We start from the raw sequence: 22,577 nt of genomic DNA, 5'->3' as shown, positions 1-22,577 counted from the left end.
GTTCCGCCGCCCCGGCGGCGCGGCCGGCGGTGCCCGTCCCCAACCGGCGGATCCGTCCACAGCCTGCCGATCCACCCCCGCGACGGGCCCGTCCGGCCCGATCGTGGACCCATGGCAGCGAAGGACGAGCTCGGCCGCCGCGGTGAGGACACCGCCGCCGAGTACCTCGAGCGGGCACACGGGATGGTCGTGCTCAGCCGCAACTGGCGGTGCACGCACGGCGAGATCGACATCGTCGCGGTCGACCCGCAGCAACGGCTGGTGTTCTGCGAGGTCAAGACCCGTTCCGGGCTCCGCTACGGCGAGCCCGCCGAGGCGGTGACCCGCCGCAAGACACGCCGGATCCGGTTGCTGGCGAAGGCGTTCATGGCCGCCCACCGGGTGAGCTGGGTGGAGATCAGGTTCGACGTCGTGGCGGTCCTGATCCGGCCCGGCCGGCCGGTCACGCTCACCCACTACCCGGCGGCGTTCTGATGCGGCCCCCGGCACGGATCTGGTCGGTGGCGCTGCACGGCGTCGACGGCGTCCCCGTCGAGATCGAGGCGGTCATCGGCGGCGGGATGCCCGGCGTGCACCTCGTGGGCCTGCCCGACGCCGCCCTCAACGAGTCCAAGGACCGGGTCCGGTCCGCGATCGTGCACTCCGGCCGCACCTGGCCCAACGAGCGGATCGTGCTCGCCCTCTCCCCGGCGACCCTGCGCAAGACCGGCAGCCGGTTCGACCTCGCCCTGGCGCTGGGTGTCCTCGTCGCCGCGGACGCGGTGCCGCCCGACCGGCTGCGCGGCACCGCGCTGCTCGGCGAGCTCGCCCTCGACGGCAGGCTGCGGCCGGTGCTCGGCGTGCTGCCCTGTCTGCTCGCCGCGCGCGACGCCGGGATGGTCCGCGCCGTCGTGCCCCGAGCCGCGCTCGCCGAGGCCGCGCTGGTCGACGGGATCGAGGCGTTCGGTGCCGACAGCCTCGGCGACGTCCTGGACTGGGCGTCGGGCAACCGGCTGCTGCACCGGCACGACGGCGGGCAGGAGGAGGCCCCGGCCGTCGCGGCACCCGAGCTGGCCGACGTGCTCGGCCAGCACGACGCCCGGCGCGCCCTGGAGATCGCCGCCGCCGGCGGGCACCACCTGCTGATGGTCGGCCCACCCGGCACCGGCAAGACGATGCTGGCCCAGCGCGTGGTGGGGCTGCTGCCCGAGCTCGATCGCGCCGAGGCGCTGCAGCTCGCCGCGATCCGCTCGGTGGCCGGCCGGCTCGGCGACAGCGGGGCGCTCAGTACGTGCGCGCCGTTCGTGGCGCCGCACCACTCGGCGTCGACCGCGGCGCTGCTCGGCGGGGGCAGCGGCGTCGCCCGGCCCGGTGCGGTGTCGCTGGCCCACCGCGGTGTGCTCTTCCTCGACGAGTGCCCGCACTGGCCGGCCTCGGTCCTCGACGGGCTGCGCACTCCTCTGGAGGAGGGCGAGGTCCGGCTGTCCCGCGCCGACGGCACCGTGCGCTACCCGGCCCGGTTCCAGCTCGTGCTCGCGGCGAACCCGTGCCCGTGCGCACCGCCGATCGACCGCGACTGCACCTGCCGCCCCGACGTCCGCCGCCGCTACATGTCCCGGCTGTCCGGCCCCCTGCTCGACCGGGTCGACCTGCGGGTGGCGATGGAGCCGGTGACCGCGCTGCGGGTGACCGAGAAGCGGGGCGAGGACACCGCGACCGTCCGCCGCCGGGTGCTCGACGCCCGCGCCGCCGCCGTCGCGCGCTGGTCGGAGCACGGGTGGCGGTGCAACGCCGAGGTGCCCGGCCCCGCCCTGCGGACCCGCTTCCCACTGCCCGCCCGGGTGATCGCACCGCTGGAGGCCCGGCTGCGGGCCGGGGACCTCAGTGCCCGCGGCGCGGACCGCGCTCTGCGGGTCGCGTGGACGCTCAGCGACCTCGCCGGGGCCGAACGGCCCGACCGCGGCCTGGTCGACGCGGCGCTGTACTTCCGCGAGCGGGGTGCCGCGTGAGCGCCCCGGTCCCGGCCGTCCGCCCGGGTACCGACGCCGGCACGGTGCCCGAGGAGGTCCTGCGCGCCCGCGCCTACCTGCTGCGCTGCGTCGAACCCCCGAACCGGCACCTCGTCGCCCTGGTCGACCGGTACGGGCCGGTCGAGGCGGCCGACCGGCTGCGTCGCGGTGCCGTCCCCGACGAGCTGCTGCGCGCCGCGGCGGCCCGGCGGGGTACCGACCGCTCCGAGGCCGACCTGGAGGCGGCCGCGGCAGCCGGGGCCCGGCTGCTCGTGCCGGAGGACCGGGGCTGGCCGTCGTGGCCGTTCCGGTCGTTCGCCGAGGCCCCGCGGGCCGACCTCGCGCCCCCGATCGCGCTGTGGGCCCGCGGGCCGGGGGAGATCGCGACGCTCGCCGACCGGTCGGTCACCGTCGTCGGGTCGCGTGCCGCGACCCCGTACGGGCTGAACGTGGCCGCGGACTTCTCCGCGACGCTGGCCCGGCGCGGCGTCGCGGTCCTCTCCGGCGCCGCGTTCGGGATCGACGCCGCCGCGCACCGCGGAGCGCTCGCCGTCGACGGCGCGACGGTCGCGGTGCTGGCCTGCGGCCCGGACCGCGTCTACCCGGCCGCGCACACCGGTCTCCTGGAGCGGATCGCCGCGACCGGACTGGTGCTCACCGAGTACCCGCCCGGCACGATCCCCGGGCGGCTGCGGTTCCTCGTCCGCAACCGGCTGCTGGCCGCACTCGGTGTCGGGACCCTGGTCGTCGAGGCAGGGGCACGCAGCGGGACGAAGCGCACCGCCGCCGACGCGACCGCGCTCGGGCGCCCGCTGATGGCGGTGCCGGGCCCGGTGACCTCGGGGATGTCGGTCGGCTGCCACGAGCTGGTCCGCTCCCACCAGGCGGGTCTCGTCGGACGTCCTGAGGACGTCCTGGAGGTCGTCGGCCGGCTGGGTGTGGACCTCGCCCTGCCGCCGCAGGGGGAGTCCCGCCCGACCGACGGGCTCGACCCGCGGGTGCTGGCGGTCCACGACGCGCTGCCCGCCCGGGCCGCGTGGCCGCCGGGACGGATCGGGGAGGCAGCGGGCGTCGGACCCGACGAGCTGCGCGCGGCACTGACCGAACTGGAGGACCGTGGGCTCGCCGAGTACCACCAGGGACTGTGGCAGCGTCCGGCACGCCGCGCGGGTCCTTGACCGGGGCCCCGCGGCGGCGGACCGTCCGGGCATGGCGCGCACAGAGTCCCCCGGTCCCGCGGGGTCGTCCGGTCCCGCGGCCACCGAGCCGGTCCCCGGCGCGGTCGACGGGCCGGCCGTGGGCCCGGCGGGCGCCCGTGCCGCGGGCGCCGGGTCCGCAGGGAGCGCCGGGCCGGCGGGCAGCGACGGGGCCGCCGCCGGTGACGGGCTCGCGCCGGACGTCGCCACCGCCGTCGAGGAGTTCACCGGGCACCTGAGTCACGAGCGGAACCGTTCGCCGCACACCGTCCGCGGCTACCGCTCGGACCTCACCGACCTGCTCCGCGGGCTCCCCGGCCTCGGTGCGCTCGACCTGGACCACCTGCGTCGGCGGCTCGGCGCGACGCACGCCGCAGGCGCCGGGCGGGCCACCGTCGCCCGGCGCACCGCCGCGGCCCGCACGTTCTGCGCCTGGGCGGTGCGCACCGGGCGGCTCGACCACGACCCGGCCGCCCGGCTCGGGTCGCCGCGCGCGGGCACCGTCCTGCCGGAGGTGCCTGCCGCGGCGGAGACCGCGGCGGTGCTGGCCGCCGTGACCTCCGGCGCGGCCGAGGACGCCCCGGAGGCGCTGCGCGACCTGCTGGTCCTCGAACTGCTCTACGCGACCGGGATCCGGGTCGCGGAGCTGTGCGGGCTGGACGTCGGGGCGGTCGACGAGTCCGCCCGTACGCTGCGGGTCCGGGGCAAGGGCGACCGGGAACGGACCGTCGTGTTCGGGGTGCCCGCCGCGCGCGCCCTGCGCCGCTGGCTCGACCACGGCCGACCGGCGCTGGCGACCCCGTCGTCGCCGCCGGCGCTGCTGCTGGGCGTGCGGGGCGGGCGGCTGGACCCGCGCGTCGCCCGGACCGTCGTGCACCGCGCGATCCGGTCGGTACCGGGCGTCCCCGACGTCGGACCGCACGGTCTGCGGCACGCCGCGGCGACCCATCTGCTCGAGGGCGGAGCCGACCTTCGTTACGTACAGGAGTTACTCGGTCACGCTACGCTGTCGACGACACAGCTCTACACGCATGTGACCGTCGACCGGTTGAAGGTGGTTCATGACCAGGCGCACCCTCGGGCCTGAGGCGTCCCCCACGACGCCCCGCCGTCCCGATGCGTTCCCCACCGCCCTGGCCACGGCCCTCGACCGGAGGGCCGCGGGGGCCGACGTGCCCCGCGCGGCCGTCCTCGGACCGGTCCCCGACCCACCCGGGCACCCGCGCGGCGGCCCCCTCGACGCCACCACCGGACGACCGCCGGCGGGCGCGGCCCCCGCGTGCATCGCCCTCGTCCCGGCGACGGGCCGGGCGCCCCGCGACACGCCCGACGCCACACCGGGTCACCTGAACGAGACCGTCGAGCCGGCCGTCGTGCCGCTGTGGCGCGAGTTCCTCGCCACCCGGGGCGCCGCCACGCGACGACGCCTGGTCGAGCACCACGCCCCGCTCGTGCGCGGTGTGGGGACGAAGCTGGCGGTGCGGCTGCCGTCGTCGATCGAGCTCGCCGACCTGCTGCAGTCCGGGACGTTCGGCCTGATGGAGGCCGTCGACCGGTTCGACCCCGCCCGCGGGATCCGCTTCGAGGCCTACGCGGCCCAGCGGGTCCGGGGCGCCATGCTCGACGAGCTGCGTGCCCAGGACTGGGTGCCCCGCACCGTGCGGGCGCGCAGCCGCGAGGTCGAACGGGCCCGTGAGGCGGTGCAGTTCCGCGCCGGGCGCCCCGCGACCGACGGCGAGCTGGCCGCGGAGCTGGGCGTCGCGGTGCGCGACCTCCGTCAGGCCCGGCGGCCGATGTACCTGGTCAGCGCCGAGGACCTCGGCGCGGTCGGCCCGGCGGGCTCGCCGCTGTCGACGCTCCCGGCCGACGACTCGGTGGACCCGGTGACCGCGGCGGTCCGGAGGGAGACCGGGGCGGAGCTGCGTGCCGCGATCGGGCTGCTGGGGGAGCGGGACCGGCTGGTCCTGCATCTCTACTACGTCGAGAACCGGACGCTGGCCGAGATCGGCGGGGTCCTCGGGGTCACCGAGTCCCGGGTCTGCCAGCTGCACGCCCGGGTGATCACCCGGCTGCGGGCGTCGATGCGGCCGGCGCTGGCGGGCTGACCCGGCCCGGAGCGTCCTCCGCGGGTTCCGGCGCCCCCTCCCAGGGGAGCAGCCGCACCCGGGGAGGCCGCAGCAGCACCAGTGGGTCCAGGTGGTCGAGCCGCTCCCGGCGCACGCCCCAGTGCAGGCAGGCCGCGACCGGGCACCCGATGTGCCCGGGTTCCAGCGTCCCCACCGGGTCGCCCCCGGCGAGCCGCGCCCCGGCGACGACGACGGCGGTCACCGGCTCGTAGGTGCTCCGCAGCCCGTCGGGGTGGTCGACGGAGACGACGCCGCGCCCGGCGATCCGCCCGGCGAACACCACTACCCCCTCCCGTGCGACGAGCACCGCCTGCCCGGGGGAGCCGCCGAGGTCGGCGCCGCGGTGCCCGCGGCCGTAGCGGAACGCGGGCTTGCGGAACACCGCGGTGACCGCCGGGGGCGGGAGCAGCGGCCAGGCGTAGTCCGCCCCCGGGCCGGGATCCCCGCTCCGGGCGGCCGCGGCGGCGCGGGCGCCGGGCCCGCTCCGTCCGGGGGCCCGCCCGGAGCGGGCCCGGCGCCGGGCGGGGGCGGGACGCCGTCGGCCCCGGGAGGTGGCCCCGGAGCCGGGACGGCGGTCCCCGACGCCGCGACCGCCGGCGCGGTGACCGCCGCTGCTGCGACCGCCGGTGCCGCGACCACCGGTGAAGGGACCGCCGGTGCCGGGACCACCGGTGAAGGGACCGCCGGTGCGGCGACCGCCGCCCCCGGCGGCACGAGCGCCGCTCCGGTCACGACCACGGCGAGCAGCACCGCCCCCGCCCGTAGCCCGGTCCGCCATCCGGGAAGGGACGCGTGACGCGGGTCCCGGGGCGGGGGAGCGGACGGCGAGGGGAGAGGCACTCGTCCAGCCTGCGACGACGACCGCTCGTCGCCGGGGTGGATCGTCGTCCTGGGGACGTACCGGCCGGTTGTGGACTGCCGCCGCCGGAACCGGGCTCCGCCGCGATCGGCCCGGAGGCCCCGGCGTACACTGGAGCCCGCACCACGTCCGTCGTGGTGACTTCGCGCGCCCGCTCGCCCGTTGCGCCGTCCCCCCAGGGTACGGCGTCGGGAGCGGAGGCCGGGCGGTCCTGCGATCCCGACGTCACGCTCACGTGTGACCAGGGGGAGCGGGTCCGGCTCCGCCGCGGGCGCCAGGGTGGTCCACCGACCGGTGGGCCCACGAACCGCCTGCGCGGCATCCGCCGCGCCCGACCGAGAGGTGATCGCAGGCCATGGCCGTCGTCACCATGAAGCAGCTGCTCGACAGCGGCGTGCACTTCGGGCACCAGACCCGTCGCTGGAACCCGAAGATGAAGCGCTACATCCTCACCGAGCGCAACGGCATTTACATCATCGACCTCCAGCAGACGCTGTCGTACATCGACCGCGCCTACGAGTTCGTGCGCGAGACCGTCGCGCACGGCGGGACGATCATGTTCGTCGGTACCAAGAAGCAGGCCCAGGAGGTCATCGCCGAGGAGGCGGCCCGGGTCAACATGCCGTACGTCAACCAGCGCTGGCTGGGCGGCATGCTCACCAACTTCCAGACCGTCCACCGTCGCCTGCAGCGCCTCAAGGAGCTCGAGGCGATGGAGCAGAACGGTGGCTTCGAGGGCCGTTCGAAGCGCGAGATCCTCACGCTGACCCGTGAGAAGGACAAGCTCGAGAAGACCCTCGGCGGTATTCGCGACATGTCCAAGGTCCCGTCCGCCGTCTGGATCGTGGACACCAAGAAGGAGCACATCGCCGTCGGCGAGGCCCGGAAGCTCAAGATCCCGGTCGTCTCCATCCTGGACACGAACTGCGACCCGGACGAGGTCGACTTCCCGATCCCGGGCAACGACGACGCGATCCGCTCGGCCGCGCTGCTGACCAAGGTCATCGCCAAGGCCGCCGCCGACGGTCTGGTCTCCCGTGGCCAGCGCCGGGGCGAGGGTGGCGAGGCCGCCGCCGAGCAGCCGCTCGCCGAGTGGGAGCAGGACGTCCTGGCGGGCAACGAGGTCGGCTCCGACGGTGCCAGCCTCTCCGCCGCCGGTGGCGACGGGGCGGCGGCCGCGGCCGCCCCCGCCTCCACCAGCAACGGCACCCAGAACTGAGTGCGCGCGTCCGGCGGGCCCACGCACCGTGGGCCCGCCGGACGCGACCCGGTGATCCATTCCCGTCACGACCCAGAGGACGAGAGACACCCGATGGCGAACTACACCGCCGCCGACGTCAAGCGGCTCCGTGAGCTCACCGGCTCCGGGATGATGGACTGCAAGAAGGCGCTCGAGGAGTCCGAGGGCGACTTCGACAAGGCCGTCGAGCTCCTCCGCATCAAGGGCGCGAAGGACGTGGGCAAGCGCGCCGAGCGCGCCACCGCCAACGGCCTGGTCGTCGCCGACGGCGGCACCCTGGTCGAGCTGGACTGCGAGACCGACTTCGTCGCGAAGTCCGACGACTTCATCGCGCTGGCCGAGAAGATCCTGGCCACCGCGGTCGCCGAGAAGCCGGCCGACCTCGACGCCCTGCGCGAGACCAAGCTCGAGGACGGCACCGTGGGCGAGGCCGTGCAGGCCCTGTCCGCCCGCATCGGCGAGAAGTTCGAGCTGAAGCGCTACGCCCGGGTCGACGGCCAGGCTGCCGTCTACTTGCACAAGCGCGCCACCGACCTGCCCCCGCAGATCGGTGTCCTGCTCGCCTACGACGGCGGCGACGCCGAGGCCGCCCGCGGTCTCGCGATGCAGGTCGCGGCGGCCCGGCCGGAGTACCTGACCCGTGAGCAGGTCCCCGCCGAGATCGTCGAGAACGAGAAGAAGATCGCGGAGGCGACCGCCCGCGAGGAGGGCAAGCCCGAGCAGGTCCTGCCCCGCATCGTCGAGGGCCGGGTCAACGGCTACTACAAGGACGTCGTGCTCCTGGAGCAGGCCTCCGTCGTCGACCCGAAGAAGTCGGTCAAGGCCGTCGCCGACGAGGCGGGTCTGACCATCACCGACTTCGTGCGCTTCGAGGTCGGCCAGAACTGATCCTTCCCACCCCCGCCCGGGTGGTGCTCCGCGCACCGCCCGGGCGGAGGGTGAGAGGATCGTGACCGCCAGCGAGTACGACCAGGCCGGGGGATGCAACCGTGATCGAGGAAACCCTCTTCGACGTCGAGGAGAAGATGGAGAAGGCCGTCACGGTCGCCCGTGACGATCTGGCGTCGGTGCGTACCGGCCGGGCCACTCCGAACATGTTCTCCCGGATCGTCGTGGACTACTACGGCGCGTGGACCCCGCTGAACCAGCTCGCCTCGGTGTCGATCCCCGAGGCGCGGATGGCGGTCATCAAGCCCTACGACGCCAGCCAGCTCAAGCAGCTCGAGAAGGCCATCGCCGACTCGGACCTCGGGGTCAACCCGTCCAACGACGGGCAGATCATCCGCGTGATCATCCCGCAGCTCTCCGAGGAGCGGCGCCGGGACATGGTCAAGGTCGCCCGCGGCAAGGGCGAGGACGCGCGTGTCGTGCTCCGCGGCCTGCGCCGCAAGGCGATGGACGAGCTGCACCGCATCCAGCGTGACGGTGAGGCCGGCGAGGACGAGGTCGCCCGCGCCGAGAAGGAGCTGCAGGGCGTCACGGACCGCTACGTCGCGCAGATCGACGAGCTGGTCAAGAACAAGGAATCCGAGCTCCTCGAGGTCTGAGCCCGGTGCCCTCCTCCTTCGACGCCGCCGTCCCCGTGACCTCCGACCTCCCCGGTGACGGGCCGGCCGGCGTGTCGGCGACTCCGGATGTGCCGAAGCCCGTCCGGGGGCAGAAGGGGTACAAGCGGTCCCGGCTGGGCCGCAACCTCGTCGCGGCGATCGCGGTCGGCGTCGGGCTCGGCGTCATCATCCTGCTGAGCCTGCTGATCCAGCGTCAGGGCTTCGTCCTGGTGCTCGCCTGCGTCACCGCGGTGGGTACCTGGGAGCTCGCGGGCGCGCTGCGCCGGGGTGCCGACATCCGGGTCTCGCTGCCGGTGCTGCTGGTCGGCGGCCAGGCCGTCGTCTGGCTGTCCTGGCCGTTCGGCCTCTACGGGGCCGCGGTCGCCCTCGCCGCGACGGTGCTGGGCTGCCTGCTGTGGCGGATGCGGACCGGCGCCGCGCACTTCGTGCGCGACATCAGCGCCTCGCTGTTCGTCGCGGTCTACGTCCCGCTGCTCGTGGCCTTCGCCGTGCAGCTGACCGTCGCCCCGGACGGCGTGGGCCGGGTCCTGACCTTCCTGCTCTGCGTGGTCGCCTCCGACGTCGGCGGGTACGCGGCGGGCGTCGTCGCGGGCCGGCACCCGATGGCCCCCACGATCAGCCCGAAGAAGTCCTGGGAGGGCTTCGCCGGTTCGCTGGTCGCCGGGATGGCCGCGGGCTCGCTCTGCATCGGTCTGATGCTGGACGCGCCCTGGTACTGGGGGCCGCTCGTCGGTGCACTGCTCGTCGCGACGGCCACCCTGGGCGACCTGGTCGAGTCGCTGGTGAAGCGCGACATCGGCGTCAAGGACATGGGCAACCTGCTGCCCGGGCACGGCGGTCTGATGGACCGTCTGGACTCGCTGCTGCCGACCGCGTTCGTCGCCTGGGCGATCCTCGGGATCGTCGTCCCGATCGCGTGAAGCGCACCTACCAGGGGTTCGGCGGTCAGCCGAAGCCCGGCCCGGCCATCCCCAGCCCGAACATCTGGAACTGGCCCGAGGTCTACGAGACCGAGAACCGCGCCCAGGACGCCGACGGCGAGCTCTGGGCCGCGCTGTGGGCCGAGACCGGCGGCTGGGCGGGGGCCGACGTCGTCGACGTCGGCTGCGGGGACGGCTTCCACCTGCCGCGCTTGGCCGAGCAGGCCGCCACCGTCACCGGTGTCGAGCCGCACCCGCCGCTGGTCGAACGGGCACGACGGCGCGTGGCCGGAGACGACCGCATCACCGTGCACGCCGCGGGCGCCGAGCGGCTCCCGCTGCCCGATGCCTGCGCGGACCTGGTCCACGCCCGCACCGCGTACTTCTTCGGGCCGGGCTGTGAACCGGGGCTCGCCGAGGCCGAGCGGGTACTGCGCCCGGGCGGGGTGCTCGCCGTCGTCGACCTGGACTTCACGGTGCGGCCGTACGGGACGTGGCTGCGTGCCGACCTGCCCCGCTACGACCCGCCCGCGGTCGACCGGTTCTTCGCCGCCCACGGCTTCGCGCTGCGCCGGGTCGTCTCGACCTGGCGGTTCGACACCCGCGCGGACCTGGAGGAGGTCCTGCGCATCGAGTTCTCCGCCCGGACCGCGCGCCGGGCGATCGACGACGTCGCCGACCGCACCGTGCGCGTGGGCTACCGGCTCCACACCCGGCGCCGCGCCGACGGCCTCGTCCTGCCGTCCTGAGCCCGCGGCGCCGGGAGCGGCCTCAGGCCAGGGTGATCGACCCGTCCGCGACGGTGACCTGCCGCGGGTCGAGCGGCCGCTGGGCCGGCCCGTCGACGACGGCGCCGTCGAGGGAGAAGCGGCTGTTGTGGCACGGGCAGACGATCTGGCCGTCGGTGACCTGGCTGACGGTGCAGCCCTGGTGCGGGCAGATCGCGGACAGGCCGGTGAACGACCCCTGCTGCGGCTGGGTCACGACGACCTGCGCGTCGGCGTAGATCGCGCCGCCGCCGACCGGCACCGCGGACGCCGGGCCGAGGACGGTGCCGGGGGAGCCCTCCGGGGCGTCCCCGGTCTGGGCCTGCCCGCCGCCTGCGGTGGTGCTGGAACCGCCGCCACCGCAGGCGGCGACCGCGCCGATCGCGGCCACGCCGGCACCGGCGATCATCGCGCGGCGGCCGAGGGCAGGCCCTCCGGCGCGCGGGGCGGGATCGGGCTCGGTGGAGGACGTCGTGGGGAGGGTCATGGCTCTCCTGGGGGAGGCCGGGCGGGCCCGGCGGTGTGGTGGTGGCGGCCCGGGGCTCGGGGACCCGGGGCACGTGACGAGCCTCCCATGATGTCCGGTTCGAGGTAGGACGGGTGTGTCGTTCCGCCACACCTGCGCCGTGTCCCGGGCCGCTCTCGCTACCGTGGATGCATGCCGTACACGATGCGCCAGCCGTCGCTGGGCGTTCCCGTGCCGAGCCTGGAGATCGTCCTGGGCCTGCTGGCCTGGGTGGTCGGTGCGGGCGGCCTCGGGAACGGGTTCGCCACCGTCCTCGTCGCGCTCGGGATCTTCCTGACCGCGTACCTGTGGATCGTGCGCCGGCGCAACGCCGCGATGGCGGTGACCCTGCACCCCGAGCGGAAGCGGCGGATGCAGCGGCTGGTCGTGATCGGCGTCGCCGGGGTCGTGCTGCTTCCGTCGCTGCTGTCCCTGGTCGACTACGGCGAGCTGGCCACCGCCCTGTCCGCCGCCCTCGTCGGGGTGCTGCTGATCCAGGCGTCCACCGTGCTGGAGGAGCGCAGCCTCGTCGCGACCGGCGGCCTGGTGCTGCTCATCGCCGCGTTCGGCGCCTTCCTGGCCCTGACCTACCAGGGCCAGGGGACCGGGTCCGCGGTGCCGGTGACCGGGCTCTGCGCCGGGATCGTGCTGTGGGTCGCGGCCGCGCGCAGGCTCGGGATCCTGGAGGACCTGTCCCGGCGCTACAACGTGCGGATCCCCGGGATCCGCTGATCCGCGGCCGGGCTGGCACACTGGAGGTGCCATGTCCAGCCTCCCGCTCGTCTTCGACGCACCCCGCCGCGGTACTCCGCCCCGCCACCTCGCCGACGTCGACCCGGCCGACCGTGCCGCCGTCGCGCAGGAGCTCGGCGTACCGCGGTTCCGCCTCGACCAGTTGGCCCGCCACTGGTTCGGTCGTCTCACCGACGACCTCGACACCATGAGCGACCTCGGCGGTGACGTCCGGGAGAAGCTGCGCCCGCTGCTCCCGCCGCTGGTCACGCCGCTGACCGAGAAGGCCTGCGACGGCGGCGCCACCCGCAAGACGTTGTGGCGCGGCCACGATGGCGTGCTCGCCGAGAGCGTGCTGATGCGCTACCCGGACCGGGCGACGGTCTGCATCTCCAGCCAGGCCGGCTGCGGGATGGCGTGCCCGTTCTGCGCCACCGGCCAGGGCGGCCTGCAGCGCAACCTGTCGACCGCCGAGATCGTCGACCAGGTCCGCCGCGCCGCCGCCCAGGCCCGCGACGGCGCGCTGGACGAGCCGACCCGGCTGTCGAACGTCGTGTTCATGGGGATGGGCGAGCCGCTCGCCAACTACAAGCGGGTCGTCGCCGCCGTCCGCCGGATCACCGAGCCGGCCCCGGACGGGCTGGGCATCTCCGCGCGCGGGGTCACCGTGTCCACGGTCGGGCTCGTCCCGGCGATCGACCGGCTCCGCGAGGAGGGGATCCCGGTCACCCTGGCCATCTCGCTGCACTGCCCGGACGACGAGCTGCGCGACACCCTCGTACCGGTCAACAACCGGTGGAAGGTGGCCGAGGTCCTCGACGCGGGCCGGCGCTACGCCACCACGACCGGCCGCCGCGTCTCCATCGAGTACGCGCTGATCCGCGACGTGAACGACCAGCCGTGGCGCGCCGACATGCTGGCGAAGGTCCTGCGGCAGCACATCGGCACGTCCCGGGTGCACGTCAACCTCATCCCGCTGAACCCGACGCCGGGCAGCGAGTGGGACGCCTCGCCGAAGCCCGTCGAGGAGGAGTTCGTGCGCCGGGTGCGCGCGGCCGGCGTCGCCTGCACCGTCCGCGACACCCGCGGCCAGGAGATCGACGCGGCCTGCGGACAGCTCGCCGCGTCGCATCCGGGCTGACCCGCCCGGCGACCCCCTCGGCAGCTCGCCGCGTCGCGTCCGGGCCCGCCCGCCCGGCGACCCCCTCGCGTCGCCGGGCGGACCCGCTCAGAGCCGGTCGCCGCTCTCCGGGTGGAACAGGTGCAGCCCCTCGGTCGACGGCGTCAGTGCGACCCGGTCCCCGCGCCGCGCCCCGGTACGCCCCGCGGTCCGCACGACGACGGCGTCGTCGCGCGAGCCGGTCAGCGACGCCGTCGCCGACAGGTCACCGGAGGACTCGGCCAGGGTGCCGTAGAGGTAGGCGTCCGACCCGAGCTCCTCGACGACGTCGACCCGGGCCGGGATGCCCTCGCCGCCGTCGGGGGAGACCGTCCACTGCTCGGGACGGATGCCCAGGGTCACCTCGGTGAGCTGGTGCGCCCCGATCGTCGACCGGACGTCCTGGGGCAGCGCGACCTCCCGCCCGGCGAGGGTCACCCCGCGCTCGGTCACCTTCGCGGTGAACAGGTTCATCGCCGGCGAACCGATGAACCCGGCGACGAACGCGTTCTGCGGCCGGTCGTACAGGTCGGCCGGGCTGGCGAACTGCTGCAGCTTCCCGTCGGCGAGCAGCGCGACGCGGTCGCCCATCGTCATGGCCTCGACCTGGTCGTGGGTGACGTAGACGGTGGTGACGCCCAGACGTCGCTGCAGCGCCGCGATCTCGGTGCGGGTCTGCACCCGCATCTTCGCGTCGAGGTTCGACAGCGGCTCGTCCATCAGGAAGACCCGCGGCTCGCGCACGATCGCCCGGCCCATCGCGACGCGCTGGCGCTGGCCGCCGGACAGGGCGCGCGGCTTGCGGTCGAGGTAGTCGGTCAGGCCGAGGATCTCGGCGGCCTCCTTGACCTTGACCGCGCGCTCGGCCTTGTCGATCCCGGCCATCTTCAGCGGGAACGCCATGTTCTCCCCGACGGTCTTGTTCGGGTAGAGCGCGTAGTTCTGGAACACCATGGCGATGTCCCGGTCCCGGGAGGGGACCCCGACCATGTTCTCGCCGTCGATCCGGATCGAGCCGCCGTCGATCTCCTCGAGGCCCGCGAGCATCCGCAGCGCCGTCGACTTGCCCGATCCGGACGGCCCGACGAGCACGACGAACTCGCCGTCCTCGATCGTCAGGTCCAGCCGGTCGACGGCCGGCTTGGCTCCGGGGGTGTAGATCCGAGATGCCTGGTCGAACACCACGTCAGCCACGGCGGGCTCCCATCCTGGTCACGAACACGATCACTTGACGGCCCCGAAGGACAGGCCCTGGACCAGCTTGTTCTGGGCGATCCAGCCGGCGATGACGACCGGCAGCGCGGCCACGGTGGCCGCCGCGCAGAGGCTGGCGAAGTACAGGCCCTCGGAGGTGATGAACCCGACGAGGTACACGGGCACGGTCGCGGCCCGCGAGGCGGTCAGGTTCACCGCGAAGAAGAACTCGTTCCAGGCGAAGATCATGCAGATCAGCGCGGTGGCGGCCATGCCGGGCGAGATGATCGGCAGCACGACCTCGCGCAGCGAGCGCCACAGCGACGCCCCGTCCATGCTCGCGGCCTCCAGGAGCTCCTTGGGGACCTCCAGGAAGAACGACCGCATCATCCACACCGCGATCGGCAGGTTCATCGCCGTGTAGAGCACGACGAGCGTCCAGATGTTGTCCAGGGCACCCAGGTAGTTCACGACGACGTAGATCGGCACGATCGCCGCGACGACCGGCAGCATCTTGGTCGAGATGAAGAAGAACAGCACGTCCTGGGTCTTGCGCACCGGCCGCAGCGACAGCGCGAACGCGGCCGGGGTGCCCAGCAGGAGCACCAGGACCGTCGAGGCGACCGTCGCGAACAGCGAGTTGAGCAGGTAGGGCCCGACCCCGCCGCCGAACACCTCGGCGAAGTTGTCGAACGTGGGGACGAAGAACACCGTCGGCGGGATCGTGACGGCCTGCGCCTCGGTCTTGAAGGCGGTCATCACCATCCACAGCACGGGGAAGAAGAACCCGAGCCCGACGATCCAGGCCAGCACGCTCAGCAGCGGCCCGGCCCCGCGCGGCGCCTTCCGCGGCGTCGTCGCGGGGGTGGAGGTCCGTTCGGCGACTGCGGTCATCACGCCTCCTCGGCGGCGGAGAAGCTGCGGAAGATCAGGCGCAGCGCCAGGGTGGCGACGATGATCGTCGCCACCACGGTGACCACGCCCATCGCGGCGGACTCGCCGATGTCGAAGCCCAGGAACGCCCGCTGGTAGATGTAGAACGGCAGGTTCGCCGACGCCGTACCCGGACCGCCCTGGGTCATCATGTAGATCGTGTCGAACGTGTTGACCAGGTAGATGGCGCCGAGCACGACACCGAGCTCGATGAACCGCTGCAGGTGCGGCAGCGTCACCTCGCGGAACACCGCGAACCCGGTCGCCCCGTCCATCCGGGCGGCCTCGAGGACCTCCTGCGGCTGGGAGCCGAGCCCGGCGAGGATCAGCAGCATCATGAACGGCGTCCACTGCCACACCAGCGCGATGATCACCGCGGCCCGCGGGAAGGTGGACACCCAGTCGGTCTGCCCGGCGCCGAACGGCGAGAGCAGGAAGTTCACCAGGCCGTAGGTGGGGTCGAACAGCACCGACTTCCACAGCAGCGCACCGGCGACCGGGGTGATCAGGAACGGCGTGATGATCAGCGTCCGGACGATGCCGCGGCCGAGGAACGCGCGGTTGAGCAGCAGCGCGATCAGCAGCCCGAGCACCATCGCGATCGCGACCGCGCCCAGGGTGAGCAGGATCGAGTTCAGCGCGACGCCGCGGAACTGCGAGTCGGTGAACACCGTCGCGTAGTTCTCCAGCCCGACGAAGCGCTGGCTGCCGGGGCGCACCAGGTTCCAGGACTGCAGCGAGTACCAGATCGTCACCAGGAACGGCAGCTGCGTGACGATGATCGTGAAGATCAGCGCGGGCAGCAGCGGTGCCCGGCGGATCCAGCCGTCGCGGCGTTCCGCGGCCGGTGAGGTCTGCCGTTCCGGTGCCGCCTGCGGTGGTGCCTCTGTGGTCGTCACCGGTCGCCCCCGCTCTGCTGGTAGGACTCGCCGACGGTCTCGGCGTACTGCTGGGCCTGGTCGAGGGCCTCGTCAGCGGTCTGCTGCCCGGCGATGGCCGCGGAGATCTGCTGGCTGACCCGGGTCCCCAGGTCCTGGAACTCGGGGATCCCGACGAACTGCAGCCCGGTGTACGGGACGGGGTCGCGGGTCGGCCGGTCCTGGTCGGCGGCGTTGATCGCGGCGATGGTCTGCGGCGCGTAGGCCTTCGACGCCGCGACGTACTCGGGGATCCGGTAGGTCGACTGGCGGGCGCCGGGCGGGACCGAGGTCCAGCCGAGCTCCTCGCCGACCATCTTCTGGTACGGCTTGGACGTCATCCAGGACAGGAACTTCCAGGTCGCGTCGACCTGCTCGGGGCCCTTCTCCGCGGTGGTGCGGGGGATGGCCAGCGCCCACGAGTACAGCCAGCCCGAGGACAGGCCGTCGACGCCGGTCGGCGCCGGCGCGTAGCCGACCTTCCCGGCGACGTTGGACTGGGCCGGGTCCTCCAGCAGACCTGCGGCGACGGTGGCGTCGAACCACATCGCGGTGTTGCCCTGGCTGAACTGGTTGCCGCACTCGGAGAACCCGGAGCCCGCGGCGCCGGCCTGGCCGTCGCGGCGGACGAGGTCGACGTAGAAGTTGACCGCCTTGCGCACCTCGGGGGAGGTCAGCTGGGCGTTCCACCGGTCGTCGAACCAGCGGCCGCCGTAGGAGTTGATCATCGCGTCGACCGGGGCCATGACCTCGCCCCAGCCGGGCTTGCCGCGCAGGCAGATGCCACCGCGGCCCTGCTCGCGGTCGGTGAGGCGGTCGGCGAACTGCGCGACCTGGTCCCAGGTCGGCTTCGCGGGCATCGTCAGCCCGGCCTGCTCGAACAGGTCCTTGCGGTACATCAGGAACGCGGACTCGCCGTAGAACGGCACCGAGTACATGTGTCCGTCGGGGCCGGACAGGGCGCCGCGGATGGTCGGTGTGAAGTCGTCCCGGTCGTAGCCGGGCGTGGCGTCCATCAGCGGGTCGAGGTCGACCAGCCAGCCGTTGCGGGCCCACTGGGGGGTCTCGTAGTTCGAGATCATCACGGCGTCGAACTCGTCGCCGCCGGTGGCGACCGACGCGGTGATCTTCGCGCGGGCCTCGTTCTCGGACAGGCTCACGAAGCGCACGGTGATGCCGGGATTCTCGGCCTCGAACCGGGGGCTGAGCTCGATCGCGTCCTCCATCTGCGGGTTGGACACGATCGCGATCGTCACGATCCGGGTGCCCTGAGGCAGGCCGAACGTTCCGGCCCCGGCGCAGCCGGTGAGGGCGAGACCGATGACCGCCAGCAACGCGGTGAGGACGGCGGGACGCGACCTGGTTCTCGGGCGCACGGGCACTCTCCTCGTCGTCGAGGGCTCCGACGGGTGTGCAACGGGGTGGTCCGGGACACGTCCGTCCGGTATGACCGGTGCACGGTATGCGTGGAGTAACCGCTTGCGCAACCGGTTGCCTGTACGCTGTCGCCAACCCGTGACCCGCCTCGGAGGTGCGTGATCGCGACCATGGCCGAGGTCGCCCGGCTCGCCGGGGTCTCCACCGCGACCGTGTCCCACGTCCTGAACGGCACCCGGCCCGTCCGGGAGACCACCCGCGAGCAGGTGCTGGCCGCGATGGCGCAGGTGCACTACACACCCAACGCCGCCGCACGCTCGCTCGCGACCGCGCGCACCCGGACCGTCGGGCTCGCGCTGTCGGCGATCTCCAACCCGTACCTGGGCGAGCTGCTGCACGCGATCGAGGACGAGTCCGCCGCGGCCGGGCACACCCTCCTGCTCGCCGACCCGCACGACGACCCGGGCTACGAGGCGACGGCCGTCGCGCAGCTCCGCAGCCGCGTCGACGGCGTGCTGTTCGCCCCCTCGGGCGACTCCACCGCGACCCTCGAGGCGCTCGCGGCACAGGGCGTGCCGACGGTGCTGGTGGACCGGATGCTCGACGGCGAGCTGGACGAGGTCGGCTCGGAGAACGTCGAGCCCGTCGCCGGGCTGGTCACCCACCTGGCCGAGGCCGGGCACGCGAGCATCGGCTTCGTCGCCGGCCTGGCCGGACTCGCGACGACCGTCGAGCGCCTCGCCGGGTACCGCCTCGGGATGCGCCGGGCCGGCCTCCCGCCCGGGCCGGTGGTGGAGGGACGCTCGGACAGCGAGCCCGCCCGCGTCGTCGTGCGCGAGCTGCTGGCCTCGCCCGAGCGGCCCGCCGCGCTGGTCACCGGCAACAACGCGATGACGATCGGCGCCGTCCAGGCCGCCCACGACCTGGGCCTGCACATCCCCGGGGACCTGGCGCTGGCCGCGTTCGACGACTTCCCGTGGGCCGACGCGTTCAGCCCGCGCCTCACCGTCGTCGCGCAGCCGTTCGCGGACATCGGGCGCGAGGCGGTCCGGCTGCTGCTGCGCCGCATGGCCGAGCCCGAGGCGCAGCGGCGCTCGCTGCGGCTGCCGACGACCTTCGTGCACCGGGAGTCGTGCGGCTGCCGCCCATGATCCTTCACTGCGGAGCGTGCGATGTCCCGCAGGGTGCACCGGGCTCCACGGAGAAGGATCACCGCAGCGCCGCCGACCGGATCCGGCCCACCGTGTCGCCCGGCCGGTCCCGGACGTCCTGCCAGGTGAACCGCAGCACCGTCCACCCCGCGGCGACCAGTGCGTTCTGCTTGCGCCGGTCGGCCCGGAAGCGGGCCGGGTCCGAGTGGAACGCCCAGCCGTCGATCTCCACCGCGAGCCGTTCCGCCACGAACGCGACGTCCACCCGCCACGGACCGAAGGGCCACCCGAGGACGAACCCGGTGAGTCCCGCCCGTCGCAGGTGCGCGACGAGGCGCCGCTCGGCCCGCGAGTCGGCCCGGTCGGCGGCCTCGACGACGAGCTCGCGGGCCCGGGCCCAGCCGTGGGCGCCGACCCCGCGCTGGAACGCGGCGAGCAGCTCGGGGAAGGGCAACCCCCGCTGCAGCACCCGGTCGAGGAAGGTGGTGCCGTCGGTGAGGGCGACGGCCGTCTCCAGCGCGGTCAGGGCCGGCGCCGTGACGGCGACCCCGCGCCGTTCCGTCCGGTCCGCCGCGTCCAGGGTGCGCCGGCGGACCCGGATCCGGTCCGGTGGTGTGCGCCGCGCGTGCGCGGGGACGGTCACCCCCACGACCGGGAACGCGGTGCTGGGTACCGACATCCGGTGCAGGAACGCCGCCGCGGGCCCGTCGACGACGGCGCCCGGCCCGGCCCACAACGCGGCGGCCACCACCCGTCCCCATGCGGTGGGCCGGTGCGACGCCGCCCGGTACACCCCCGGTGCGACGACCACGACGGCGCCGCGGGCGACCCGGCTGCGCAGTGCCTTCGCCGAGATCCCGCACGCCGTCGCCTGTGCTCGGGAGAACACGCCGTCCTGGCCGCGCAGCACCGTGTCCAGGTCCATGCGGGGCACCCTGGCCGGGAACTGCGCGCGCCACGGGCGAACTCGGGGGAGCCGTTCGCAGTCGTGATCCTTCTCCGCGGAGTCCAGGGTCCCCCGCAGGGCGGCGCGGGTTCCGCGGAGAAGGATCACCCGCGCCCGGCGAGCACCTCCGCGAGGTCGAAGTTCACGGGGCGCTCCAGCTGCTCGTAGGTGCACGAGGCGGGCTCGCGGTCCGGGCGCCACCGCACGAACTGGGTGGTGTGGCGGAACCGCTGGCCCTCCATGTAGTCGTAGCGGACCTCGACCACCCGCTCCGGGCGCAGCGGGACGAAGGACAGGTCCTTGCCGGCGTTCCACCGGCTCGTCTCGGACTTGCGCGGCGTCCGCTCGCCCTCCAGCTGCTTCGCCCAGGCCCACGGGTGGTCGTCGAAGTCGGTGACCAGCGGCTGCAGCTCGGTCATGAGCTCACGGCGGCGCGCCATCGGGAACGCCCCGACGACCCCGACCGACACCAGCACCCCGCGGGCGTCGTGCAGGCCGAGCAGCAGCGACCCGACGGCGTCCGGGCCGGACTTGTGCACCCGGTACCCGGCGACGACGCAGTCCGCGGTCCGCTCGTGCTTCACCTTGGTCATGACGCGCTTGTCGGGCTGGTAGGTCCCGGCCGGGTCCTTCGCGATGAGCCCGTCGAGCCCGGCGCCCTCGAACTTCTCGAACCAGCGGCGCGCGGTGGCGGTGTCGTCGGTGACCGGGGTGAGGTGCACCGGCGGGGCGACGCCGGCGAACGCCTCCTCCAGCAGCGCGCGGCGCTCGGCGAACGGGCGCGCGGTGAGGTCGTCGTCGCCGAGCGCCAGCAGGTCGAAGGCGACGAACGACGCCGGCGTCTCGGTCGAGAGCAGCGTCACCCGGCTGGCCGCGGGGTGGATCCGCTGCTGGAGCGCCTCGAAGTCCAGTGCGTTCCCGGAGGCGACGACGATCTCCCCGTCGACCACCGCGCGCGGCGGGAAGTGCGCCTTCACCGCCTCGACGACCTCGGGGAAGTAGCGGGTCATCGGCTTCTCGTTGCGGGAGCCGATCTCCACCTCGTCGCCGTCGCGGAAGACGATCGAGCGGAAGCCGTCCCACTTGGGCTCGTAGAGCCTGCCCTCGGGGATCGACGGGGCGGGCTTGGCTAGCATCGGCTTCACCGGGGGCATCACGGGCAGGTCCACGGCGGACGAGTCTCCTCTCGATCGTCGGCGCGAGCATCCCGGCTCGCCCGTCCGAGGGGGGACCGGCCCGGTGCGCCAGACTGATCGGTGTGGGACGACTGCCCGACCGGGAGGCGCTGGAGCGGGCGCGGGACGCGACGATCGACGACGTCCTGCCCGGGCCCGGCGACCCGCCGCTGCGGGTGCTGTTCTGCGGCATCAACCCCGGCCTGGTGTCGGCCGCGACCGGGCACCACTTCGCCCGTCCCGGCAACCGGTTCTGGCCGGTGCTGCACGGGTCCGGGTTCACCCCGCGCCTGCTGGCCCCGGCCGAGCAGGGCGAGCTGGCGCGGCTCGGGCTCGGCATCACGAACATGGCTCCCCGGGCCACCGCGCGGGCCGACGAGCTGTCCGACGACGAGGTCGTCGCCGGTGGGGAGCGGCTGCGCGCGCTCGTCGCGGCGCGGGAGCCGGGGTGGCTGGCCGTCGTCGGCATCGGGGCCTACCGGACCGCGTTCGGGCGGCGCGACGCGGCGGTGGGGGAGCAGACCGACCGGCTGGGGACGACCGGGATCTGGGTGCTGCCGAACCCCTCGGGGCTCAACGCGCACTGGTCGCGCGCGGCGATGGTCGCCGAGTTCGCGCGGCTGCGGGCCCGCGCCCGGGAGCAGGGGCCGGGCTAGGCCCCCGGGGTCGTCGAGCGCAGGAACAGCCCGAGCGCCAGGCCGACGGCGAGGAAGACCAGCAGCCACCACCACGTGCCGGACAGCACCCACACGGCGGACCCGACGGCGAGACCACCGCCGATCCCGTACCCGAGGCGGTTCAACCTGTCCTTGCGTGGCCCGTCGTCCATGGGCGCCGAGCCTAGCGGCCGCCCCCGTCGAGATCGGGCAGATCGGGCGTCTCCGCGCCGTCGCGCTCGTCGCGGTCGGCCCACTCCAGCAACGGCTCGATGCCGAACACGGCCTCGTCGATGCCGGCGTGCAGGTCGCCCAGCTCGGCATAGCGTGCCGGGACGGTGGCGATCGTGAAGTCCCGGGGCTCGCAGTCGTCGATCTCGTCCCAGGCCACCGGGGCCGACACCCGCGCGTCGGGGGTGCCGCGCACCGAGTAGGCGCAGGCGATCGTGTGGTCGCGGGCGTTCTGGTTGTAGTCGACGAAGACCGTCGACGGGTCGCGGTCCTTGCGCCACCAGGACAGGTCGACGCGGTCGCAGCGGCGCTCCACCTCGCGGGCGAACGCGTGCGCGGCGCGGCGGACGTCGGCGAACCCGTGGTCGGGCGGGATGCGCACGTAGACGTGCAGTCCGGAGCCGCCGGAGGTCTTCGGGAACCCGGTCGCGCCCAGCTCGTCGAGCACCTCGTGCACCACGCCGGCGACGCGGCGGACGTCGGTCCAGGAGGCGTCGGGCATCGGGTCCAGGTCGATGCGCCACTCGTCGGGGGACTCGACGTCGGCGGCGCGGGAGTTCCAGGGGTGGAACTCGACGGTGGACATCTGCACCGCCCAGACGACGTCGGCCGGGTGGGCGACGCACAGCTCGTCGGCGGTGCGGTTGTACCGCGGGAAGGTCACGCGGACGGTGCGCACCCAGTCGGGGGCGCCGCGCGGCAGCCGCTTCTGGTGCACCTTCTCCCCGGTGACGCCGGTGGGGAAGCGGTGCAGCATGCACGGCCGGTCGCGCAGCGCGCGGACGACGCCGTCGCCGACGGCGGTGTAGTAGTCGGCGAGGTCCCGCTTGGTCTCGCCCCGCTCCGGGAAGTAGACGCGGTCGGGGCTGGACAGCCGCACCACGCGGTCGCCGATCGTCAGCTCGACCGGCTCACCCGCCCCGCGCGCGGCCACCCG

24 protein-coding genes are annotated in these 22,577 nt (G+C 74.3%); 14 read left to right on the top strand and 10 right to left on the bottom strand.

Features of this window, described 5'->3' with window-relative positions; translation table 11 throughout:
- Positions 1–111: 111 nt before the first annotated feature.
- The 5 genes from AC0GKK_RS07790 to AC0GKK_RS07770 are packed head-to-tail and all read left to right on the top strand — an operon-like array spanning position 112 to position 5,289.
- The gene (locus tag AC0GKK_RS07790) at positions 112–474 is read left to right on the top strand and encodes a YraN family protein (RefSeq protein ID WP_062401027.1); all 363 of its coding nucleotides are present in this window, start codon (positions 112–114) and stop codon (positions 472–474) included.
- Positions 474–1,988 carry a YifB family Mg chelatase-like AAA ATPase gene (locus AC0GKK_RS07785; protein WP_251784839.1) on the top strand — a complete coding sequence of 505 codons (1,515 nt, stop codon included), beginning with the start codon at positions 474–476 and terminating at the stop codon, positions 1,986–1,988. The genes AC0GKK_RS07790 and AC0GKK_RS07785 overlap by 1 nt, the downstream gene beginning before the upstream one ends.
- Positions 1,985–3,166, top strand: coding sequence for a DNA-processing protein DprA (locus AC0GKK_RS07780; protein WP_482636906.1), 1,182 nt, complete (start codon positions 1,985–1,987; stop codon positions 3,164–3,166). The genes AC0GKK_RS07785 and AC0GKK_RS07780 overlap by 4 nt, the downstream gene beginning before the upstream one ends.
- A 31-nt stretch (positions 3,167–3,197) precedes the next feature.
- The gene (locus AC0GKK_RS07775; RefSeq protein WP_482636907.1) at positions 3,198–4,271 is read left to right on the top strand and encodes a tyrosine-type recombinase/integrase; all 1,074 of its coding nucleotides are present in this window, start codon (positions 3,198–3,200) and stop codon (positions 4,269–4,271) included.
- The gene (locus AC0GKK_RS07770; protein WP_482636908.1) at positions 4,246–5,289 is read left to right on the top strand and encodes a FliA/WhiG family RNA polymerase sigma factor; all 1,044 of its coding nucleotides are present in this window, start codon (positions 4,246–4,248) and stop codon (positions 5,287–5,289) included. The genes AC0GKK_RS07775 and AC0GKK_RS07770 overlap by 26 nt, the downstream gene beginning before the upstream one ends.
- Here AC0GKK_RS07770 and AC0GKK_RS07765 read toward each other — a convergent pair.
- Entirely contained in the window at positions 5,246–5,692 is a 447-nt protein-coding gene (locus tag AC0GKK_RS07765; protein ID WP_224403203.1) for a M23 family metallopeptidase, read from the bottom strand. The two genes, AC0GKK_RS07770 and AC0GKK_RS07765, sit on opposite strands and share 44 nt — an antisense overlap.
- A gap of 832 nt (positions 5,693–6,524) precedes the next feature.
- Here AC0GKK_RS07765 and rpsB point away from each other — a divergent pair.
- The 5 genes from rpsB (at position 6,525) to AC0GKK_RS07740 (ending at position 10,646) form a co-directional block, all read left to right on the top strand.
- On the top strand, positions 6,525–7,388 hold the full coding sequence (gene rpsB, locus AC0GKK_RS07760) for a 30S ribosomal protein S2 (protein ID WP_062401033.1): 864 nt from the start codon (positions 6,525–6,527) through the stop codon (positions 7,386–7,388).
- Positions 7,389–7,481: 93 nt separating this feature from the next.
- The gene (tsf, locus tag AC0GKK_RS07755) at positions 7,482–8,297 is read left to right on the top strand and encodes a translation elongation factor Ts (protein ID WP_062401035.1); all 816 of its coding nucleotides are present in this window, start codon (positions 7,482–7,484) and stop codon (positions 8,295–8,297) included.
- Between the two features lie 101 nt (positions 8,298–8,398).
- On the top strand, positions 8,399–8,956 hold the full coding sequence (frr, locus tag AC0GKK_RS07750; protein WP_020622047.1) for a ribosome recycling factor: 558 nt from the start codon (positions 8,399–8,401) through the stop codon (positions 8,954–8,956).
- A gap of 5 nt (positions 8,957–8,961) precedes the next feature.
- Positions 8,962–9,897: a phosphatidate cytidylyltransferase gene (locus AC0GKK_RS07745; protein ID WP_308818468.1), complete on the top strand. Its 936-nt coding sequence runs from the start codon at positions 8,962–8,964 to the stop codon at positions 9,895–9,897.
- A complete protein-coding gene (locus AC0GKK_RS07740; protein WP_482636910.1) occupies positions 9,894–10,646 on the top strand; it encodes a class I SAM-dependent methyltransferase in 753 nt (250 codons plus the stop codon). Before AC0GKK_RS07745 ends, AC0GKK_RS07740 begins: the two co-directional genes overlap by 4 nt.
- Positions 10,647–10,668: 22 nt before the next feature.
- Here the strand turns inward: AC0GKK_RS07740 and AC0GKK_RS07735 are convergent, their stop codons facing one another.
- Positions 10,669–11,151 carry a Rieske (2Fe-2S) protein gene (locus AC0GKK_RS07735; RefSeq protein ID WP_482636911.1) on the bottom strand — a complete coding sequence of 161 codons (483 nt, stop codon included), beginning with the start codon at positions 11,149–11,151 and terminating at the stop codon, positions 10,669–10,671.
- Positions 11,152–11,322: 171 nt separating this feature from the next.
- On the opposite strand from AC0GKK_RS07735, the gene AC0GKK_RS07730 reads away from it, so the two are divergent.
- Both AC0GKK_RS07730 and rlmN read left to right on the top strand, forming a co-directional pair.
- Positions 11,323–11,901 carry a hypothetical protein gene (locus tag AC0GKK_RS07730; protein WP_337830210.1) on the top strand — a complete coding sequence of 193 codons (579 nt, stop codon included), beginning with the start codon at positions 11,323–11,325 and terminating at the stop codon, positions 11,899–11,901.
- A gap of 31 nt (positions 11,902–11,932) precedes the next feature.
- Positions 11,933–13,042 (top strand): dual-specificity RNA methyltransferase RlmN, encoded by a 1,110-nt coding sequence (gene rlmN / locus AC0GKK_RS07725; protein ID WP_489883488.1) that lies wholly within the window; start codon positions 11,933–11,935, stop codon positions 13,040–13,042.
- An 87-nt stretch (positions 13,043–13,129) separates the two neighbouring features.
- Here rlmN and AC0GKK_RS07720 read toward each other — a convergent pair whose 3' ends face one another.
- From AC0GKK_RS07720 to AC0GKK_RS07705, 4 genes are read right to left on the bottom strand one after another with little or no spacing between them, the layout of a single operon-like run.
- Positions 13,130–14,254, bottom strand: a complete 1,125-nt coding sequence (locus AC0GKK_RS07720) for an ABC transporter ATP-binding protein (RefSeq protein WP_062401042.1) — start codon at positions 14,252–14,254, stop codon at positions 13,130–13,132.
- Between the two features lie 30 nt (positions 14,255–14,284).
- A complete protein-coding gene (locus tag AC0GKK_RS07715; protein ID WP_224403201.1) occupies positions 14,285–15,148 on the bottom strand; it encodes a carbohydrate ABC transporter permease in 864 nt (287 codons plus the stop codon).
- On the bottom strand, positions 15,148–16,086 hold the full coding sequence (locus AC0GKK_RS07710) for a carbohydrate ABC transporter permease (protein ID WP_373324099.1): 939 nt from the start codon (positions 16,084–16,086) through the stop codon (positions 15,148–15,150). Before AC0GKK_RS07710 ends, AC0GKK_RS07715 begins: the two co-directional genes overlap by 1 nt.
- Positions 16,083–17,480, bottom strand: a complete 1,398-nt coding sequence (locus AC0GKK_RS07705) for an ABC transporter substrate-binding protein (RefSeq protein WP_226369757.1) — start codon at positions 17,478–17,480, stop codon at positions 16,083–16,085. Before AC0GKK_RS07705 ends, AC0GKK_RS07710 begins: the two co-directional genes overlap by 4 nt.
- A 159-nt stretch (positions 17,481–17,639) precedes the next feature.
- Here AC0GKK_RS07705 and AC0GKK_RS07700 point away from each other — a divergent pair, with 159 nt between their 5' ends.
- Positions 17,640–18,632 (top strand): LacI family DNA-binding transcriptional regulator, encoded by a 993-nt coding sequence (locus AC0GKK_RS07700; protein ID WP_251784829.1) that lies wholly within the window; start codon positions 17,640–17,642, stop codon positions 18,630–18,632.
- A gap of 58 nt (positions 18,633–18,690) precedes the next feature.
- Here AC0GKK_RS07700 and AC0GKK_RS07695 read toward each other — a convergent pair whose 3' ends face one another.
- Together AC0GKK_RS07695 and AC0GKK_RS07690 are read right to left on the bottom strand one after the other, a co-directional pair.
- Complete coding sequence (locus tag AC0GKK_RS07695; protein ID WP_489883487.1) at positions 18,691–19,557, bottom strand: endonuclease domain-containing protein; 867 nt, start codon at positions 19,555–19,557, stop codon at positions 18,691–18,693.
- A 125-nt stretch (positions 19,558–19,682) separates the two neighbouring features.
- Complete coding sequence (locus tag AC0GKK_RS07690; RefSeq protein ID WP_489883486.1) at positions 19,683–20,747, bottom strand: ATP-dependent DNA ligase; 1,065 nt, start codon at positions 20,745–20,747, stop codon at positions 19,683–19,685.
- An 89-nt stretch (positions 20,748–20,836) separates the two neighbouring features.
- Here AC0GKK_RS07690 and mug point away from each other — a divergent pair, with 89 nt between their 5' ends.
- The gene (mug, locus tag AC0GKK_RS07685; RefSeq protein ID WP_251784826.1) at positions 20,837–21,409 is read left to right on the top strand and encodes a G/U mismatch-specific DNA glycosylase; all 573 of its coding nucleotides are present in this window, start codon (positions 20,837–20,839) and stop codon (positions 21,407–21,409) included.
- Here the strand turns inward: mug and AC0GKK_RS07680 are convergent.
- Positions 21,406–21,582, bottom strand: coding sequence for a hypothetical protein (locus AC0GKK_RS07680; RefSeq protein ID WP_208822450.1), 177 nt, complete (start codon positions 21,580–21,582; stop codon positions 21,406–21,408). The genes mug and AC0GKK_RS07680 overlap by 4 nt on opposite strands.
- Positions 21,583–21,593: 11 nt before the next feature.
- Complete coding sequence (ligD, locus tag AC0GKK_RS07675; protein WP_476654148.1) at positions 21,594–22,574, bottom strand: non-homologous end-joining DNA ligase; 981 nt, start codon at positions 22,572–22,574, stop codon at positions 21,594–21,596.
- Between the last annotated feature and the right edge of the window lie 3 nt (positions 22,575–22,577).

It is taken from the genome of Pseudonocardia sp. P-1 (genome assembly GCF_058111925.1).
This window is presented reverse-complemented; position numbering and strand designations above follow the sequence as displayed.